Annotated in this window: 11 protein-coding genes and 6 pseudogenes; 11 read left to right on the forward strand and 6 right to left on the reverse strand. The window is 70.2% G+C overall.

The features are described from left to right. Window positions 1-70 precede the first annotated feature (70 nt). Window positions 71-1,009, forward strand: coding sequence for an aldo/keto reductase (locus CES90_RS48435; RefSeq protein ID WP_208921767.1), 939 nt, complete (start codon window positions 71-73; stop codon window positions 1,007-1,009). Between the two features lie 48 nt (window positions 1,010-1,057). Beyond that, entirely contained in the window at window positions 1,058-2,281 is a 1,224-nt protein-coding gene (locus tag CES90_RS48440; protein WP_208921769.1) for a hypothetical protein, read from the forward strand. Window positions 2,282-2,399: 118 nt separating this feature from the next. Here the strand turns inward: CES90_RS48440 and CES90_RS48445 are convergent, their stop codons facing one another. Both CES90_RS48445 and CES90_RS48450 read right to left on the reverse strand, forming a co-directional pair. Then, entirely contained in the window at window positions 2,400-3,629 is a 1,230-nt protein-coding gene (locus tag CES90_RS48445; protein ID WP_232791406.1) for an aminoglycoside phosphotransferase family protein, read from the reverse strand. Window positions 3,630-3,810: 181 nt separating this feature from the next. Continuing rightward, the gene (locus tag CES90_RS48450; protein ID WP_208921771.1) at window positions 3,811-4,254 is read right to left on the reverse strand and encodes an SPW repeat protein; all 444 of its coding nucleotides are present in this window, start codon (window positions 4,252-4,254) and stop codon (window positions 3,811-3,813) included. A 173-nt stretch (window positions 4,255-4,427) separates the two neighbouring features. On the opposite strand from CES90_RS48450, the gene CES90_RS48455 reads away from it, so the two are divergent. Together CES90_RS48455 and CES90_RS51060 are read left to right on the forward strand one after the other, a co-directional pair. Next, window positions 4,428-4,811: a hypothetical protein gene (locus tag CES90_RS48455; protein WP_208921773.1), complete on the forward strand. Its 384-nt coding sequence runs from the start codon at window positions 4,428-4,430 to the stop codon at window positions 4,809-4,811. Window positions 4,812-4,845: 34 nt separating this feature from the next. Next, window positions 4,846-5,069 (forward strand): annotated as a pseudogene (locus tag CES90_RS51060) (LLM class flavin-dependent oxidoreductase); the annotation flags it as partial. A 137-nt stretch (window positions 5,070-5,206) separates the two neighbouring features. Here the strand turns inward: CES90_RS51060 and CES90_RS48460 are convergent. Together CES90_RS48460 and CES90_RS48465 are read right to left on the reverse strand one after the other, a co-directional pair. After that, window positions 5,207-6,250, reverse strand: coding sequence for an acyl-CoA dehydrogenase family protein (locus CES90_RS48460; protein WP_208921775.1), 1,044 nt, complete (start codon window positions 6,248-6,250; stop codon window positions 5,207-5,209). Window positions 6,251-6,600: 350 nt separating this feature from the next. Then, the gene (locus CES90_RS48465) at window positions 6,601-7,029 is read right to left on the reverse strand and encodes a hypothetical protein (RefSeq protein ID WP_208921777.1); all 429 of its coding nucleotides are present in this window, start codon (window positions 7,027-7,029) and stop codon (window positions 6,601-6,603) included. 192 nt (window positions 7,030-7,221) lie between these two features. Between CES90_RS48465 and CES90_RS48470 the strand changes: the two are divergent. The 3 genes and pseudogenes from CES90_RS48470 to CES90_RS48485 form a co-directional block, all read left to right on the forward strand. Then, window positions 7,222-12,159 (forward strand): annotated as a pseudogene (locus tag CES90_RS48470) (SDR family NAD(P)-dependent oxidoreductase); the annotation flags it as partial. Between the two features lie 199 nt (window positions 12,160-12,358). Continuing rightward, window positions 12,359-12,751, forward strand: coding sequence for a metalloregulator ArsR/SmtB family transcription factor (locus tag CES90_RS48480; RefSeq protein WP_229914566.1), 393 nt, complete (start codon window positions 12,359-12,361; stop codon window positions 12,749-12,751). Beyond that, window positions 12,748-13,239: an SRPBCC family protein gene (locus tag CES90_RS48485; RefSeq protein ID WP_189788789.1), complete on the forward strand. Its 492-nt coding sequence runs from the start codon at window positions 12,748-12,750 to the stop codon at window positions 13,237-13,239. Before CES90_RS48480 ends, CES90_RS48485 begins: the two co-directional genes overlap by 4 nt. A 47-nt stretch (window positions 13,240-13,286) precedes the next feature. On the opposite strand, the pseudogene CES90_RS52550 reads toward CES90_RS48485, so the two are convergent. Further along, window positions 13,287-13,890 (reverse strand): annotated as a pseudogene (locus tag CES90_RS52550) (transposase); the annotation flags it as partial. A 65-nt stretch (window positions 13,891-13,955) separates the two neighbouring features. Here CES90_RS52550 and CES90_RS48495 point away from each other — a divergent pair. Further along, window positions 13,956-14,243: pseudogene (locus CES90_RS48495) on the forward strand (transposase); the annotation flags it as partial. Between the two features lie 134 nt (window positions 14,244-14,377). Further along, on the forward strand, window positions 14,378-14,776 hold the full coding sequence (locus CES90_RS48500) for a hypothetical protein (protein ID WP_189788790.1): 399 nt from the start codon (window positions 14,378-14,380) through the stop codon (window positions 14,774-14,776). A gap of 105 nt (window positions 14,777-14,881) precedes the next feature. Here CES90_RS48500 and CES90_RS48505 read toward each other — a convergent pair whose 3' ends face one another. Then, on the reverse strand, window positions 14,882-15,886 hold the full coding sequence (locus CES90_RS48505) for a helix-turn-helix domain-containing protein (protein WP_189788791.1): 1,005 nt from the start codon (window positions 15,884-15,886) through the stop codon (window positions 14,882-14,884). A 440-nt stretch (window positions 15,887-16,326) separates the two neighbouring features. Between CES90_RS48505 and CES90_RS48510 the strand changes: the two are divergent. Together CES90_RS48510 and CES90_RS51080 are read left to right on the forward strand one after the other, a co-directional pair. Continuing rightward, window positions 16,327-17,581, forward strand: a pseudogene (locus CES90_RS48510) (IS256 family transposase). Beyond that, window positions 17,578-17,914, forward strand: a pseudogene (locus tag CES90_RS51080) (HAD domain-containing protein); the annotation flags it as partial. The pseudogenes CES90_RS48510 and CES90_RS51080, both read left to right, overlap by 4 nt. Between the last annotated feature and the right edge of the window lie 139 nt (window positions 17,915-18,053).

Genomic DNA, 18,053 nt, shown 5'->3' on the forward strand with positions numbered 1-18,053 from the left:
CCGGCGCGGCGGCCGCCACTCCGGATGCCAGCCCGGTCGCTGCCTTCGCCGCGCGTGCGAGACTGCGTCGATGACCTCACCGATGACGATCACCGCAACTGCCGCCGGTACCTGGAAACTTGGGGACTCGACCGTCGGTCGCGTCGGCCTTGGCGCGATGCGGCTGACCGGCAGCGCCGCGTTTCACCTCGGGGTGCCCAGGGAGCGTGAGCAGTCGATCGCCGTGCTCCGCCGCGCGGTCGAGCTGGGCGTCAACCACATCGACACGGCCGCCTTCTACTTCTCCTCACTGCGCTCCGCCAACGAACTGATCAACAGTGCGCTGGGCGGCCCGTACCCGGACGACCTCGTCATCGTCACCAAGGTCGGGCCGCACCGTGAGTACTCGGGGGAGTGGGGCACCTCCGCCCGACCCGACCAGCTGCGCGGGCAAGTCGAGGAGAACCTGCGGCAGTTGGGCCGCGACCACCTCGACGTGGTCAACCTGAGGCGGATGCGACAGGACTCCATCGCCGAGCACTTCGGCGCGCTGGCCGAACTGAGGGAGGCCGGGCTGATCCGCCACCTCGGTATCTCCGCCGTCGAACCCCGGCACCTCGCCGAGGCGCAGGCCATCGCGCCCGTGGTGTGCGTACAGAACCAGTACGGGCTGCACTCCCCGGACCCCGACGCCGACGAGATGCTGCGGCTCTGCGGCGAACAGGGAATCGCGTTCGTACCGTTCTACGCGATCTCCGGTGAGGCCGGTCCGGAGCGTGCGAGCCTGGCGGACCGCGACGAACTGCTCGCCGTCGCGCGGGCCCACGACGCCACCACCGCCCAGGTCCGGCTCGCCTGGACCCTTCACCAGGGCCCGCACGTTCTCGCGATTCCCGGCACCGGAAACCCGGACCACCTCATGGAGAACGTCGCCGCGGGCGCCCTCCGGCTCACGGAGGACGAGCTGGCCCTGCTGGACGCCGTGCATCAAGGGCCCCAAGGGCAAAGCGGCGCCAACGGGTTCATATAGGCTGCCGGTTCTGTCCCTGCTGTTCGTCACCACCCGGGAGAGTCACCCGTGAGCGTAACCACCGCCCACTCCGCATCGGCCGTACCACCCGCCGACGCGACGCCCGCCACGCCGGAGACCGCAGGGGGAGCGCCGTCGCAGGACGAGGGATTCTGGGTCGAGCCGGGCGCCTCCGACGCCGAGACGCCTGCCCAGGCCGGCGTCGCGGTTCCCGCTCAGAACTCGGGCGACGAAGCCGCGGGGACTGCCGTGGACGATGGCGATGACGCCGACGCCGAGGTGGTCGACGAACAAGTCGCCCGCGACGCACGGGAGTTCGGGGTGTACGCCCGCACCGGCGGCTGGGCGTTCGCGCTCAAGGTCGCGCGGAGTGTGCGGCCCGGCGGCGAGCTGGCCGGGGAGACGCCGAAGGTGTCCGCCAAGCGGTTCGCGGAGCTCGCCGGGTGCTCCCCGGAGCGGGTCATGCGCTACTACAAGGCCTGGGACAAGGCGGCCGACGACGGCATGGTCCCGCACTTCGAGGCACTCGCCCCGGGCGAGGAGGTCGACCTGCCGGACTCGGACGTGTGGCTGTCCTACTACAGCTCCCGCAACAGCGCGACCTCCGACCGCGGCACCGCGATCACCGCGGCCGCCGAGGCCGAGGGCATCCGCCCGACCAAGGCCCTGGAGGTCGCCGAGAACCCCACCGCGCTGCGCGCCGCGATCCTCGCCGACCCCTCCACCGCCCAGGCGGCCCGCACCGCACTCCTCGACCGGCTGAAGGAGGACCCCTCCCTCCAGACGGAACTCGCCCGTGACATCGCGCGCACCGACGAGCTGAAGAAGGCGGTCGCGAACGAGACCCAGGCGGCGAGCCGCATCGGGTACGTCCGGCAGATCGTCGAGAACGGGCAGGTCAAGACCCCGGCCGGGCAGGTCATCGACGCCCCCGCCGAACTGCGCGCCGAGGCCGAGCGGCATCTGTCGCTCATCGACGAGCTCGACGAGGACGAGGACACCGGCGAGTGGGCGACGGAGGCGTACGACACCGTCAAGGAACTCGTCGTCCAGACCGTCGAGGCCAACCCCGAGCTGCGGGTCCAGGAACGCCGTACGAAGTTCTACAGCAGCCTGCAGAAGGCGACGAAGGTCTTCGAGGAGCTGACCCTCGACGACGCCGTCGACCTCGACGCCATCTACGAGGACGACATGCTCCAGCGCCTGGAGGAACTCCAGGAGGCGCTCAACACGTGCATCGCCGCGCTCCGGAAGGTGTCCCCGGGCGAGTGAGCCGGGACGCCGGCGCCGGCATGCGTGAGGCCCCCCGCAGGGCCTCACGTGACCCTCGTCGGGCCGACCAAGGCCAGGCCGACCCGCCGGAAAACAACCTAAATCACCGGTATTGCATCTAGCCGGCCACCTCCATCGCGGCGAGACTCGGACGCGCGGCGCACCGTACCGCCTCGCGGATGACCCCGGCCGGATCCCCCTCGTGATACGGCCGCTCGGACGCCTCGATGCCGTCGAGGAACTCCTGGTACCGCACGGCGTACGCGAGATGCGCCAGCGGCTCGGCGAGCGCGAGCGCGCGGGCGGGATCGCTCGCCGGAACGTGGCTCTTCCAGGCGTCGACCCAGGTGCGGACGGCTGTCGAGCGTGCTGCCTCGGGGAGGAAGTCGTACAGGCGCAGGCAGTCCAGGACCGGGTTGCCCCAGTGGGCGTCGGCGAAGTCCACGACGACGGGCGGTCCGCCGTCGCTGCGCCAGTTGCCCGGATGGAAGTCGGCGTGCACGACGGTGTCGGGCAGCCCGCACTCGGCGAGCCGTCCCCAGCGGTCCGCCAACCTCCGTGCTGCGGCCCGCTCTTGGGAGCTGAGGCCCAAGTCGGCGGTGTGGTCCAGCAGTTCGCGCAGCCGCTCGCCGAGCACCTCGTCGCGCCGGTCCCGAAGCCCGGGTGGCCGCCGGTCGACGAGCGCGGCCTGCGCGGCGACGAACCGGCGCACCCCGGCCTCGACCGTGGCGGCATCGGCTGCCCAACAGTCCTCACCGGGGATGTGCTCCAGCAGCACCCGCCGCTCGCCGGAGCCGAGAACGGTGGGCACGAGACCCGCGTCCACCTCGGCGAACGCGGCGATGACGGTGGCCTCCTCGGAGGCGAAGTGCGGCGTCGCCTTGAGCCAGACCGGTCCTTGGCCCGTGGGAAGCCGGAAGAGGCCCGCCAGATTCCACGTCCGCCGTTGCTCGACCGGCCCCGTCACCGGCCGCCCCAGTGCGGCCAGCGTCCGCGAGGCCCAGTCGAGCAACTCCCGCAGCCCGTCGGTGCGCGCCCATGGCGATCGCAGTGCCTCGTCCCCGCCCAACAGCCCCTGATGCACCGCCCGTTGCTTCGGAGGCTTCAGAGCACCTGGTTCGGGTGGCTCCAACGCCTCCACGTGATACGTCACATGGCCGTCCCGCCCGCCCTCACCCCCGTCGACATCCAGGAGACGCACGACCAGCACCGGCACCCCGAGTGCGCGTTCCAACTGTCCGACGACCGGCCCGACCTCGGCCCACCAGGGAACGTCGACGGAAAAGGGCCCCGCGACACCGAGGATGTCCCCACCCGATGTCACCCATGCGCTCACGGTTCGACTCACGGGCGCCAGTGTGGACGCGCAACCGACGCTCGGCGAACGAATATCGCGGCAGCTACTGCCTCGGCGCTACTCACCGTATGTGCGTACTGACCCTGCGTTTCACGTGAAACGGTGACACGGACATGGAGACGGCCGACCCGCCTGAGCGGGTCGGCCGCTGTTACCCCTCGCGGGCGTTCGGTTACATCTGTGGCGTGCGTGACGTCTTCGCCGATGCGCCGGCGCACGTCAGCCCCAGGAGCAGGGCCAGGGCGCCAATGATGATGTTGTTGACCACGACACCGGCGTCCGGGCTGTCGCCGACGATCCACGGCGAGATGATCATCCAGATGCCTGTGGCGCACATGGCCCAGCTCAGGCCGTACATCCTCTCCGGCCTTGCCGTGAAGCCGAGGGCCAGCAGGCCGATTGCGATGCCCACGATCAGATTGTGGGGCACCAGCGAGGGCTGGCTGGTCGTGTAGTGAAGTATCCACGGGGACACGGCGCAGTACAGACCGAGCAGGAACACTGGTCCGTCCACGAGCGCCACATCGCGACCACCGAGCATGCGGGCGTACCTAGCCTGCATTTCGGTTACATCAGGGTGGCTGGCTATGTCACTCCTGGGTGAGACGTTGGCCATGACTCGACTCCTTTGAACTCGGCAGGCCTGACCGCGTCTGGTGGGGTATGCGGTAAGCGCCGCGTACATTCATTCTGCGCTTATTTCCCCTTTATGTGTAGTGGTGGTCCCAGGGCGAGGGGTGGGGGAGGGGTGCTCAGAAGTTACTGGCGGGTTGTTGGCAGACTGTGCCGATGATGCTTCCCGCCGAAGCCGTTGCCGCCACCGCGCTGATCGAGGTCATACGCATATCCGCCCTCCCGACCAGGCACGGCGCCCCGTACCCCGGCAAGGTGGTCGCCCACTGGGCAGGGAGCGAGGTCGCCGACGCTCTGGCCTTGATCGAGAACCTGCCCGGCAGCCAACAGCACCGCTGTGGTTTCTCGCCGGGCTGGAGCGTGCGGGCGTACGAGGACGCTCTCGAACTGCCCCTGTTCGAGGCGGCGTTCTGTTTCACGTGCCACGAAGTCCGCATGCACGGACCGGCCGTGTCACCTGCGCTGAGCACGCAGTTCTTCGACGCCGACGCCTCATCCGCCCAGGCCCTCCTGGCCCTCTTCCGCGCGGCAGCCCCCTAGCGGGTCAGACTCGTTCCGCGAAGGAGGGCCGCACCTGCTCGACGGGCTCGATCCGGAAACCGTACGGTCTGTGCAGGCGGGCCTCGCCCGCAGCGAGTCCGAGGGGCAGCGAGTCCGAGGGGCAGCAGCGGATGCTCGCCCTGCACGGCGGCAGCCGGGACTTCCTGGAGATCCCCCAACCTGTGGGCGGGTATCGGCCTGGTGCGCGGCGGCGCGAGCACCGCCCTGGTCGGCAACGACGACGACGTCGCCGGGCGCCGCCCAGGGCCTGTGGCGACACGCATCCGCCGAGCCGGTGGCGGCTCCGACGACGCGGGTGCGGGTACCGTTCGCGAGCAGCTGACCCGAGGCGTCCCAGCGGGGGCTGACGCGCGAGCGCAAGACCCCCGCAGGGGTCAGGACGCGGCGGACAGCGAGTCGAGATGTGCCTGGCGAACCTCGGCGGTCTGCCCCTGCACCAGCAGGAACAACGCCTCGCGCGCCAGCCGTTGGGCCCGGTTGTCCAGGTCCAGGGAGCGTCCGCCGCCGGCCACGACCGCGGCGGTCGTCGCCTTGCGCAGCAGACCGTACGCCTTCGTCTTGAGCGCCAGCCGCTCCTCCATGTGCTCATGGGGCGCCGGATGGTCGGCGAGGGCGTACGCCTGGCGCCGCACCCGGTCCAGCCGCAGACGCAGCGCCTTCGTCGTGGCGTCGTCCTGGTCGAGCAGCGAGAGGGCCGACTCGGCGACCCCGAACACCGCCGGCGAGGCGTTCGTCGGCTTGGGCCGGTCGCCCGCGGCCCAGGTCTCGTACGGGGCATGCAGGGCCACGTTGTCATCGGGGATCCACAGCCCGTCGAGGTGGAGCGAGACCGTACGGGCGGCAGTGAGCGCCGCCAGCCGCATCGGCGCCGACGCCTTCAACCCCGACTGCGGCTCGGCCTCCGTGAAGGCGAAGACCACCTCGTCGGCGTCCGTCACCCCGGCCAGCAGCATCACATCGTTCAGCCCCCACCCGGTGTACCAGGGAACCGTCCCGTGGAACCGCCACCCGCCGCGCTTCGGCACCGCCCGGACCGGGACCTGCGGATACCGTCGCAGATGCGCGTACGCGACTCCGGACAGCAGCTCACCGGTGGCCAGTTTCCCCAACAGGCGCTCTCGCGCCGGTAGTTCACTCCTCGCCAGGGTCAGCACCGGCGTGTAGTGCTGTGTCTGCACGAACCAGGTCGAGCAGCAGGCGCCCGCCAGGATCTCCGCGATCTCGCGCGCCACGGAGTTGGGGGCCCCCGAACCGCCGTACGCCACGGGCGCGTTCACCCCGAGCAGCCCCGACTTCTTGATGGCCTCGATACTGCCGGCCGGCACCCCCTCCTGGTCGACGCGTTCGGCCTGGGGCGCCAGCACCTCGGCGGCGAGTCTGCGCGCCTGGACGACGAGAGGGTGCGGTGACGTGGTCATAGGGAGATTCTCCCCGCCTCCGCACCCAAAGATCACTCAGCGGTGGTACGGCTCCGGAGCAGATGTGCGTGACCTGTGTCACCTCGGGCTCATGTCAGGTCGGTGGCCGCGAGCGGTCAGGCCGCTGCGTTTCCATGTGATCGTCGGGGTCGCGCCCCGACCGCTTCCGGCCCGCGGCCACCCCGCTCAAGGAAGCCCAGCCGGCCAACGCGCCCCTGAGCGTCGAGGAGGCGCTTGTGTTCGTGGACGACTTACCCTGTCACAAGCCTGAACCATGACTACGGCCCCGCTCCCTTCTCGGCGCTTTCCAGGGGGCGGGGCCGCAGTCATGCGGTCACGAAGAGGGCATGTCAGGTGCGAGTGCGGTCCCAGCCGGACCAGTGGCCGCTGGTGTAGCGCTCGTTGTACCAGCGGTTGCCGTCACCTCCGATACAGGTGACGGCGAAGTTCCAGCCGTTGGCCCACTCCACACCCATCGACTTCCTGCCCTTGTAGCACTTGCCGCCCATCGGCTTCCAGCCGCTCAGACCGCTGCCCGAACTCCACTTGGTGTACGGGACGTTGTTCGTGCCGATGACGAAGACCTGGGTGTGGCCGTTGGGAAGCCTGTGGGCCTTGTTCGACCCGCACAGGAAGCGTCCGCCCCAGTTGCTGTAGGTGCAGAAGCCGGTGGAGCCGACCTCTACGAGTTCGTCTCCGGGGTCGGTGTCATCGGCAAACGCGCTGGTTTGAGCGGCGGTGACGGCTCCACCGGCGAGCATCAGCGTGCCGGCAGCCATGGCGAGTGTCTTTCGTAGCTTCACGAGTGTTTCCCCCAAGCGCTCGAGGTTGTGCTTCGGTCGAGGAGAGAGACTGCCGGCGGAACTATTCCGTCCGCCCTGGTCTCCTTGTGTTCCCAGAACGTACGGTCCGCCGCGTACGACCCGCGTCGCACACGGGGTTGAACTCCTGTGCAGACCAGCGCGGTAGACGTGCGTCTGCTCACCGAGGCACGCGCATGGCCCACGGAGGAGGGACGGCCGCGCCGCGCCGCCGTCTCCGCCTTCGGCGTGAGCGGCACCAACGCCCACGCCGTCCTTGAGGAAGCACCTCGCGAAGAGCCCACTTCTGCCGACGCGGACGAGCCGCCCACCACCACCGAGGCGCTGCCGAAGACGACTTTGCCCGCCCTGCCCTGGACGCTCTCCGCCCGGACCCCGGAGGCCCTGCCCGCCCAGGCCGCACGACTCCTCGCCCACCTGCGGGACAACCCCGGCATCGACTCGCTCGACGTCGCCTGGTCGCTCGCCGCACACCGGTCGGCCCTGCCGTACCGGGCCGCCGTCATCGGCACCGACCACACCGAACTCATCGAGAGACTCACGGCCCTGGCCGGCGGCGAGCAGGCCGACGGCATCGTCGTCGACACGGCCCGGGCCGAAGGCCGTACGGCGTTCCTGTTCGCCGGACAGGGATCCCAACGGCTCGGAATGGGAAGGGAGTTGTACGACTCCTACCCCGTCTTCGCGAAGGTGTTCGACGAGGTTCGTGCTCATCTCGACACCGAACTGACTGCCCCTCTGCGGGAGATCGTCTTCGGTGATGACGAAGAGGCCCTGAACCGGACGGAGTTCGCGCAGCCCGCTCTCTTCGCGCTTGAGGTGGCGCTGTTCCGGTTGCTGGAGTCGTGGGGTGTGCGGCCGGATGTGCTGGCCGGGCATTCGATCGGTGAGATCGCGGCGGCGCATGTGGCGGGGGTGTGGTCGCTGGCCGACGCGTGCCGTCTGGTGGCGGCGCGTGGCCGGTTGATGCAGGCGCTGCCCGAGGGTGGTGCGATGGTCGCGGTGCAGGCGGCGGAGGACGAGGTACTGTCCCTGCTGAACGACCAGGTCGGTATCGCCGCCGTCAACGGACCGCGGACCGTTGTGGTCTCCGGCGCCGCCGACGCGGTCGACGAGATCGCGGCGCACTTCCGCGCCCAGGACCGTAAGGTCACCGCGCTGCGGGTGAGCCATGCCTTCCACTCGCCGCTGATGGAGCCGATGCTCGCCGACTTCCGCGAGGTCGCGGAGAGCCTGGCCTACGACGAGCCCGGCCTGCCGATCGTCTCGACCGTCACCGGAGAGACCGCCACCGCCGACGAGTTGATGTCGCCCGAGTACTGGGTGCGGCACGTCCGCCAGTCCGTCCGTTACGCCGACGCCGTACGCGCCCTCGTCCGGCAGAAGGCGACCCGGTTCGTCGAGCTCGGCCCGGACGGCACGCTCACCGCCCTTGCCCAGGGTTGCCCGGAGGCCGTCGACGCCGGGAGCGTCCTGTTCTCCGCCACGCTGCGCAAGGACCGCGACGAACCCACCAGCATCCTCACGGCGGTTGCCCGTCTGCACACCCACGGAGCCACGGTCGCCTGGAACGCCGTACTGCCGGGCGGCAACCGGGTGGAGCTGCCCACGTACGCCTTCCAGCACCAGCGTTACTGGTTGGCGAATCAGGACAAGGACCAGGATCAGGAACGAGGGGGCGACGGCGGGCAGCAGCCGCCGCGCGGCTCCGCCGACGCCGAGTTCTGGGACGCCGTCGAGCAGGGCGATGTCGGTTCGCTGGCCGAGTCCCTGGGCCTCGCCGAGGAGACCCTCGACGGTCTCGTTCCGGCTCTGTCGTCCTGGCGGCGGCGTCGCCAGGAACGCTCCCGGGCCGACCAATGGCTCTACCGAACGCATTGGAAGCCGCTCGACACGACGTCCGCCGCCGCGCCGACCGGTCGCCGACTGGTGCTCGTGCCGGAAGGCGGTACGGGTGGCGCCGCCGACACCGAAGCCGTCGTCGCGGAACTAGCCGCGCGCGGCGCCGACCCGGTGGTCGTAGAATTCCCGGCCGCACCTGAACGAGCTTCTCTCGCGGCTCAGTTGAAGACCGCCGTTGCCGCTGCCGACGCGTCCGATCCCGTCTCGGGTGTGATCCTCGCCGCCCTTGCCCCCGCCGGCCAGGGTGACGCGACGCAGATGTGCGCTGCCGTGGCCGTGGCGCTCCAGGCGCTGGGGGACGCGGGTGTGTCGGCACCGCTGTGGGTGCTGACCCGTGGCGCCGTGTCGGTGGGCCGCTCCGACGGTCCCGTCGATCCCGTGCAGAGCGCGGTGTGGGGTCTGGGCAGGGTCGCTGCCCTGGAATACCCGGACCGTTGGGGCGGGCTCCTCGATCTGCCCGAGACACCGGACAGCCGCGCCCTGCGCCGGCTCTCCCTCGTCCTGGCCGGCGGGACCGCCGACGAGGACCAGGTCGCGGTGCGGGCGTCGGGCGTGTTCGGGCGCCGGCTGGCGCGGGTGACCCCGAGCCGGGCTCTCGGTGACACGGCCGAAGCGGCAGACGGGTGGCGGCCGCGCGGCACGGTACTGGTGACCGGCGGTACGGGTGCGTTGGGCGCCCGGGTCGCCCGGTGGGCGGCCTCGGCCGGCGCGGAGCACCTGGTGCTGGTGAGCCGTCGCGGCCCGGAGGCCGCCGGTGCCGTAGCGCTGCGGGACGAACTGGCCGCGTCGGGTGTACGGGTGACGGTCGCCGCGTGCGACGTGTCGGACCGTACGGCGGTCGCCGCGCTGCTGGCGGAGCACCCCGTGGACGCCGTGGTGCACACGGCGGGTGTGCTGGACGACGGCGTCATCGACGCGCTGACGCCGGAGCGGTTCGCCACGGTGTCCCGGACGAAGGCGCTGGGCGCGCTGCACCTCGACGAACTCACCCGCGACCGTGACCTGGACGCCTTCGTCCTCTTCTCCTCCTTCGCGGGCACCGTCGGCGCGGCAGGCCAGGGCAACTACGCGGCGGCGAACGCCTTCCTCGACGCCCTCGCCGAGCGCCGCCGGGCCGCCGGACTCCCGGCGACGTCGATCGCCTGGGGACCGTGGGCCGACGGCGGCATGGCCGACGACGCCGGTACGACGGCGCGGATGCGGCGCGGCGGAGTGCTTCCGCTGGACGCCGACACGGCCGTGAACGTCCTGGCCCGTGTCGTGAACGCCGCCCCGCCCGCCGTACTCGTCGCCGACCTCGACTGGGCCGACTTCGCACCGGCCTTCACCACGACCAGGCCGAGCCCGCTGATCGGCGCCCTGCCCGAGGCGCGAACGGCGGTCGCCGGCGCCGAGGCCACCTCGGGGCGCACGCGTGCCGACGACCGCGCCGGGCTGCTCGGCCGGCTCACCGGACTGACCCCCGCCGAGCAGGACCGCGTCCTGCTGGACACCGTGCGGTCCTGCGCCGCCGCCGTCCTCGGTTACCCCGGCCCCGACGCCGTGGCCGCCGAACGAGCCTTCCGCGACCTGGGCGTCGACTCGCTCACCGCGGTCGAACTCCGCAACGGCCTCGCCGCCCTCACCGGAGTCCCCGCCCTGGCCGCGACCCTCGTCTTCGACTATCCGACGCCGGTGGCACTCGCGCGGCATCTGCGCGAGCAGCTGCTGGGTGCCGCGAGCGAGGCCGACCCCGTTGGCGGTGAGCCCCTGAGGACGGGTGCCGCCGACGATCCGGTGGTGATCGTCGGGATGGCGTGCCGGTTCCCGGGCGGGGCCGACGACCCTGAGGGGTTGTGGCGTCTGCTGTCGGAGGGCACGGACGCGGTCGGAGCCTTCCCCGCCGACCGGGGCTGGGACCTCACCTCCCTCTACGACCCCGAGGGCGAACGCCCCGGAACCACGCTGGTCGACGTCGGCGCCTTCCTGGAGGGCGCGGACCGCTTCGACGCGGGCTTCTTCGGCATGAGCCCCCGAGAGGCGCTGGCCACGGATCCGCAGCAGCGGCTGCTGCTGGAGACCTCGTGGGAGGCGCTGGAGCGGGCGGGCATGGCACCCCGTGAGCTGCGCGGCAGCCGTACCGGCGTGTTCGCGGGCACGAACGGCCAGGACTACACAGGGCTGCTGCTCGCCTCCGACGAGGACTTCGAAGGACATCTCGGCACGGGCAACGCGGCCTCCGTCCTCTCCGGTCGCGTGTCGTACGCGCTGGGGCTTGAGGGTCCGGCGGTGACGGTGGACACGGCGTGTTCGTCGTCGCTGGTGGCGCTGCATCTGGCGGTGCAGGCGCTGCGGAACGGTGAGTGTGATCTGGCGTTGGCCGGTGGTGTGACGGTGATGTCGACGCCGGGTGCGTTCGTGGAGTTCTCGCGGCAGCGGGGGCTCGCGGTGGACGGGCGGTGCAAGGCCTTCGCGGATGCCGCGGACGGCACCGGCTGGGGCGAGGGCGTGGGCGTCCTCGTCGTGGAGCGGCTGTCCGACGCGCGCAGGAACGGCCACCGGGTGCTGGCCGTGGTGCGGGGCAGCGCGGTCAATCAGGACGGGGCGTCGAACGGTCTTACGGCGCCGAACGGTCCGTCCCAACAGCGGGTGATCCGGGCGGCGTTGGCCGGTGCGGGGCTGAAGGCTTCGGACGTGGACGCGGTCGAGGCGCACGGTACGGGGACTTCGCTGGGTGACCCGATCGAGGCGCAGGCGCTGCTGGCGACGTATGGGCAGGACCGGCCGGACGAGCGGCCGTTGTGGCTGGGGGCCGCACATCGTCCGCGGCTACTTCGGCGGACCCCACGTCCGCTACATCCTCGAATAGAACCCTTTGAGTTTCGGATCAATAGCAGGCACGAAGAAGGGCCGAGCAACGCCGGGACGGGGCCCGTGACCGGGCTCCGCCCCGTACCTTGCCACCAGTGGTCTCTCCTGTTCGGCCCAATGGGAGCTTCCTTGGACCCCCGCGGAAACCCCAGACACCCCCCATCTCGGCCCGCCATCCCGCCGCAGATTCCTCCAGGCCACAGCGACCGCCACCGTCACCGCGGCGGCGCTCAATCCGGTCGGTACGCCGGTCGCGGCCGCCACCTCCGGTACGACCACCCGTTCACCGACTTTGCATGCACCGTCGCCCTGTGCACGTTTCCGGTGAGGCGGTAGACCCCAAGCCGGGAGACCCATCCGTAAGTGAACCGGGTGGTCCAGTTCCGGCCTCGGAGTCTGTGTTTCCGGCCGGCGAAGATGGCCAGCCGTTCGTGGACGTAGCCGTCGACCGCGTTGAATCTCCGCCGCGAGTTCCCGTTGCGGACAACCTGAGGCTGGCCATTTTGACGCGTAACCTATGGGTTACGCTTCTGGTGTGGACGACCTGAGCAAGGTGGCCTACGCCATCGCCGATCCGGTGCGCCGGGAAATCCTGATGATGTTGCGCCGTACCCCGCTGACGGCAGGCGACATTGCTGCCCGGTTCGCCATCAGCCGACCCGCGGTCAGCCGTCACCTGCGCGTGCTGCGGGAGAGCGGCCTGGTCCGGGACCAGCAGATCGGACGCCATCGGCGTTACTCCCTCGCCCGCTCCCGGCTGGGCGACCTCGCCGCCTGGCTCACCCAGTTCGACACCCAGCGTGTCGACTGGTCGCAGCGTCTGGGGGCATTGGAGACCGAAATTCACCGCACCCGACGGGACCGCAATCGGGATGAGCCCGCCGACGATCAGCACACCGCGCGCCACTCCGAGGAGAACACGGCATGACCCTTGAGCCCACCGGACAACTCACCCCCACGCCGACGGGGCACGACCTGATCCTCACTCGCAGCTACCGCGCCTCCGCCGACGACGTCTGGGCGAGTGTCACCGAGCCGGAGCGCACCGCCCGCTGGTTCGGCCCGTGGCGCGGCCAGGCGGCGACCGGCCGCACCATCGAAGTGCAGATGGTGTTCGAGGAGTCGGCGCCGTGGTGCCCACTGCGAATCGAAGCCTGCGAACCGCCGCGCCGACTCGCCGTCTCGATGGAAGACGAGGCCGGATCCTGGTCGATGGAGCTGCTGCTGGCCGAGAGCGACGGCACCACCGAACTCCGGCTGGTCCATCACCTCGCCTCCACAGAGCACCTCGGCCAGACCGGTCCGGGCTGGGAGTACTACCTGGACATGCTCACCGCCGCACGCACGGGCGGGCCACGGCCTGACTTCGAGGACTACTACCCCGCGCAGAAGGCATACTTCGAGTCCCTGGCCTGAGTGTCTAGTCCCTGGCCTGAGTTTGGCTCTGAAGCTCCTATAGATCGTCAAGTGGCTGGAGATGCCGAGGGTCCGCTCCTGAAGGCGCTGGTGAGGTGGTGGTAGACCTCGCGCGCGACGAAGCGCTTGAGGCATCTGAGGATGTCCTTCGTCTTGAGCCCTTCGAGGGTGCGTCGTGCGACGTGGTCGCAGGTGCGTGGGTCGTGACGCATGCGGACCAGCACGATTGTGTGCAGCGCACGGTTGGCCTGCCGGTCGCCACCGCGGTTGAGTCGGTGGCGGTCGGTGCGGCCGGAGGAGGTCGGAGGAGGTCGGCACGGGTGCGGCGGCGCACAGGTGGGCGAAGGATGCTTCCGAGACGAGCCTGTCGGGGTTGTCCCCGGCTGTGACCAGCAGTTGCCCGGCGGTCTCGGTTCCGACGCCCGCCAGCGCGAGCAGGCCGGGCGCGGTGCGGGTGATCAGGGCGCGCAGCTCGGCGTCCGCGTCTGCGATCTCCTCGCTCAGGTGCTGGTAGCGCTTGGCCAGGCGCTTGAGCGCGAGTTTGACGGCGGCGACCGGGGCGGTCAGATCGGTGCCGGGACGGCTGGCCGCCAGGCGCCGTATCAACTCGGTGGTGGTCAGTGAGCGCAGTGCTTCGCGTACCGCAGCGGGATCGTGCGGTGGCCGCAGGCAATAGCGTAGAGCCTGCCCGCTGGCGGGAGATGTTCGACCAGGCCATGGCCCGGATCGCGGGACGATTCGGCCGAGTTGAGCCCCGGGCGACGGCCCGCGTCTACCTGCTCGGGCTGCTGTCCAAGGCCTTGCGGAAGAACTGCCGGCGGCTGGCCGAACAGGCCGGTCACGCCCGGCCCGGGCCGATGCAGCGCCTGCTGCGCTACGCCCGCTGGGACGCCGACGCCGTCCGCGACGACATCCGCTCCTACGTCGCCGACCACCTTGGCACCGACGGCGGAGCGCTGATCGTGGACGAGGCCGGCTTGGTGAAGAAGGGCCACGCCTCTGCCGTCGAAGCGGAAGCCCAGCATCTCGTTCTCCCCCGATGAACTCGGCTTTTGCAGCCCGCCGCAACAGCATGGCCGGACGCGGTGCCACTCAGCAGAGTTGGTCTCGCCATGCACAACAGTTCTAGGGGGTAAACATGCGGAAGAACCTCAAGACGCTCGCCGTGGCCGTCGGCGGTCTCGCTCTGGCACTCGGCGGATCGACGGTGGCCGTCGCCAATCCGCAGGGCGACGTGAGCGCCCAGGTCAGCTGCTACGACGGGGCCTCGTCCTTCTCGAAGGCGTCCGGCCGGCACACGACGAGCGTCTTCAGGACGTCGACCAGGTGCAACGACATCAACATCAAGATGAGCTCCGGCGGCCGTTACGTGAAGGTGTGCTTCAAGCTCAGCAGCGGCTCCTTCGACTGCCAGAGCGACTACAAGTGGGCCCCTTCGGGCTCTTGGAAGGTCATCGCCACCGACGTCCGCGACTTCCAGGAGTTCGTGTTCTTCTTCGACTCCACCAGCTCCGCGTCGGGCTCATACGCCGCCTGACCGCAACAACCGCGCTGACTCGTCGGTACGCAAGGGGCGGGCCCGCCGGTGGACAACCGGCGGGCCCGCTTCATGCTCGTGCCGACGGCGACGAACCAGTGCTGGTCACTCCATCGGGCTCGCGGCGCGCAGCAAGGACGCTCCCGCCGGGGTGAGGGTGTGCAGCACGGTCGGGCCGTTGCGGATGGTGGTGATGAGGCCCGCGTCGCGCAGCACGGTGGCGTGTCTGCTGGCGGAGGATGCCGATACTCCGGCGGCACGGGCGATCTCGCCGGTCGTGGCACCAGTGGACGCGGCGCGCAAGGCGACCGCTCGGGCGCGCCCGAGCAGGGTGATCAGAGACTTCTCGGGGGCATCGACGCCATGCGGGGCATCCGGGGGGCTCGGCTCGTGGAGGAGCGAGTACCAGAGCACGGGCGGCATTTCCGGGTCGGCGAAGGCGACCGGCTCCCCCCAGTTGAAATACGAAGGGACGAGGGTGAGCCCACGTCCGTTCAGATACAGGTTCCGGTCCTCGACCTGCTTGGGATAGACGACCTCCAGGACGGGAGGGCGCCAGCGCAGCATCGGCCCGAGTCCCGAGAGCATGCCCTCGACTCCGCCGTCCAGAAGCCCACGGGCACGCGACGCTCGCTCCGCCTCGATCCGGGACTGTGCCTGTTCCTCGTACGGGGCGATCACCGCGTCGTGGTACGCCCGCAGCATCCCCACGAACTCCTTGCGCGCCTCCAGCCGGGCCAGTTGCCCGGCCCACGCGGGAGCACCGACGGTCCGGTCGAGGATGGTCACTTCCTTCAGGACCCGTCGCGGAGGCGTGGCCAGAATGGATTCCAGTCCGGCGTCCAAATCACCCACCGCATCAGCGGGCGTTAGAAAGTCCGGAAAGTAAGCGGCCCTTGGATACAAAGGCAGGAAGACGCTCCGCAGGACACGCCCCAGCCCCCTCTCCCGCGTCTGCTGCCTTGCCATGCGGTACCACCCGGCGTAGGCCCACCGCCCTCTGCGCGACTGCAATCGGTGCAGACTCGAGGCGACTTCCCAGAGCGGATCAGGCGCGGCGGCAATCCTGGTTCTCGCCAGATCTGTATCGCTGAAATGAATGCGGAGCATGTCGTCCCCCATTCGGCATGGTCGGCTGGGAGATCGTAGGTCGCGGAGATCAATACGCGATAAACGGGGGTTCAACAGACGTGAGGCGCCTGTTCGACCAGACCATGGCCCGGATCGCGGGACGATTCGGCCGAGTTGAGCCCCAGGCGACTGCCCGCGCCTAGATGCAATACCGGTGACTTTGGGGCTTTCGGGTCGTTGGGTGTGGTGTGCCAAGGCCCGGACAGGTGAAGCCGTCGTCGGATGAGCCGGCAAGGCGTTCCCCGCCGTGTCCACGGCGCCGGTAACGCTCGCGGCTTGACTTCTTAGCAAGCTCGGATGTCTGTGGATCGGCCTCGGGAAGGGTGCCTCGCGGAACGCGGAGGGCGTACCTTCCCGGGTGATCGACTTCTGGTCATCGAGTAGGCCCGCGTTGGCGCGCGGGTCGGGAAGGCACGCCCGTGCTCAGCGTAGTCAACAACGACGGAACCACCGAGACCGGCTTCCTGATGGACGACATCGTCCGCGAGGGCGCCCGGCGGATGCTCGCCGCGGCCCTGGAGGCCGAAGTCAACCAGTACATAGCCGAGTTGGCCGACCGGCGTGACGAAGCCGGTCGCCGGTTGGTGGTCCGCAACGGCCACCACCGCGAGCGCACCGTGACCACCGCCGCAGGCCCGGTCCCGGTCAAGGCGCCGCGCGTGAACGACAAGCGCGTTGACGCCGCCACGGGCGAGCGCGAGCGGTTCTCGTCGAGGATCCTGGCCCCCTGGTGCCGGAAGTCCCCGAAGATCAGCGAGGTCCTTCCCCTGCTCTACCTGCACGGACTGTCCTCCGGCGACTTCGTGCCCGCCATGGAGCAGTTCCTCGGCAGCTCGGCCGGGCTCTCGCCGGCCACCGTGACCCGGCTGACCAAGCAATGGAGCGATGACCACGCCGTCTTCCAAGCCCGCGACCTGTCGGAATCCGACTACGTCTACGTGTGGGCCGACGGCGTCCACCCCCAAGATCCGCCTCGGCCAGGCCCGTTCCTGCGTCCTGGTCCTCATGGGAGTGCGCACCGACGGCCGCAAGGAGCTCATCGCACTCGCCGAAGGACTGCGCGAGTCCACCGAGTCCTGGGCCGACCTGCTACGTGACTGCCGGCGGCGCGGCATGCGGGCCCCCGAGCTCGTGGTCGGTGACGGCGCGATGGGCCTGTGGCGGGCTCTCACGGAGGTGTTTCCGCAGGCCAGGCACCAAAGGTGCTGGGTTCACAAAACCCGGAACGTGGTCAACGCCCTGCCGAAGTCGTCCCAGCCCGGAGCGAAGAAGGCATTGCAGGAGATCTACAACGCCGAAGACCGCGACCACGCCGAGAAGGCCGTCAAGGACTTCGATCGCGCCTACGGCGCGAAGTGGCCCAAGGCGGTGAAGAAGGTCACCGACGAGACCGATGAACTCCTGGCGTCCTACGACTTCCCCGCCGAACACTGGATCCACCTCAGAACAACGAACCCGATCGAATCCACCTTCAGCACCGTCAAGTTGAGGACCCGGGTCACCCGCGGAGCTGGCAGCCCCGCAGCGGCCCTGGCCATGGTGTTCGAGCGCACCGAGTCCGCCCAGACCCGCTGGCGCGCGATCACCGCACCCCACCGCGTCGCCCTCGTCCGCAACGGCGCCACATTCCACAACGGCTACCTCGTCGAGCGTCCCGAGGTGAGCGCAGCATGACCAGGCACGGGAACCGCCCACTGCTCTTCCTGGACGTCGACGGGCCCGCTCCTGCCGTTCGGTGACGACCCGCAGCGCGATCTCGCGGGCACCGCATCCAACTCGCACCTGGCGCGGCTCAACCCGCAGATCGGGCCGCAGCTCGCGGCGCTGCCGTGCGACCTGGTCTGGGCCACCACCTGGGAGGAAGAGGCCAATATCGAGCTGGCACCGCGACTCGGCCTGCCGCAGTTGCCGGTCGTGAACTGGCCAGAGCCCTCAGCCACCCACGAACGCGAAGACCAGTGGTTCGGGCTCCATTGGAAGACCCGAACCCTCGTCGCGCGCGCGGCTTTACCGACCGGCGAGCTCACCGGGACGCGCTCAACCTGGGGCGATGCGTCGCGGTCGTGTCAGGGACGGCCTGCTTCCTTCTCGGATGTCGGGCCGCAGGTAGGCACCCTGAGCCTCGCGGCCACCCGGCGTCACGGCA

This window comes from Streptomyces capitiformicae, from assembly GCF_002214185.1.
Lineage (GTDB): Bacteria > Actinomycetota > Actinomycetes > Streptomycetales > Streptomycetaceae > Streptomyces > Streptomyces capitiformicae.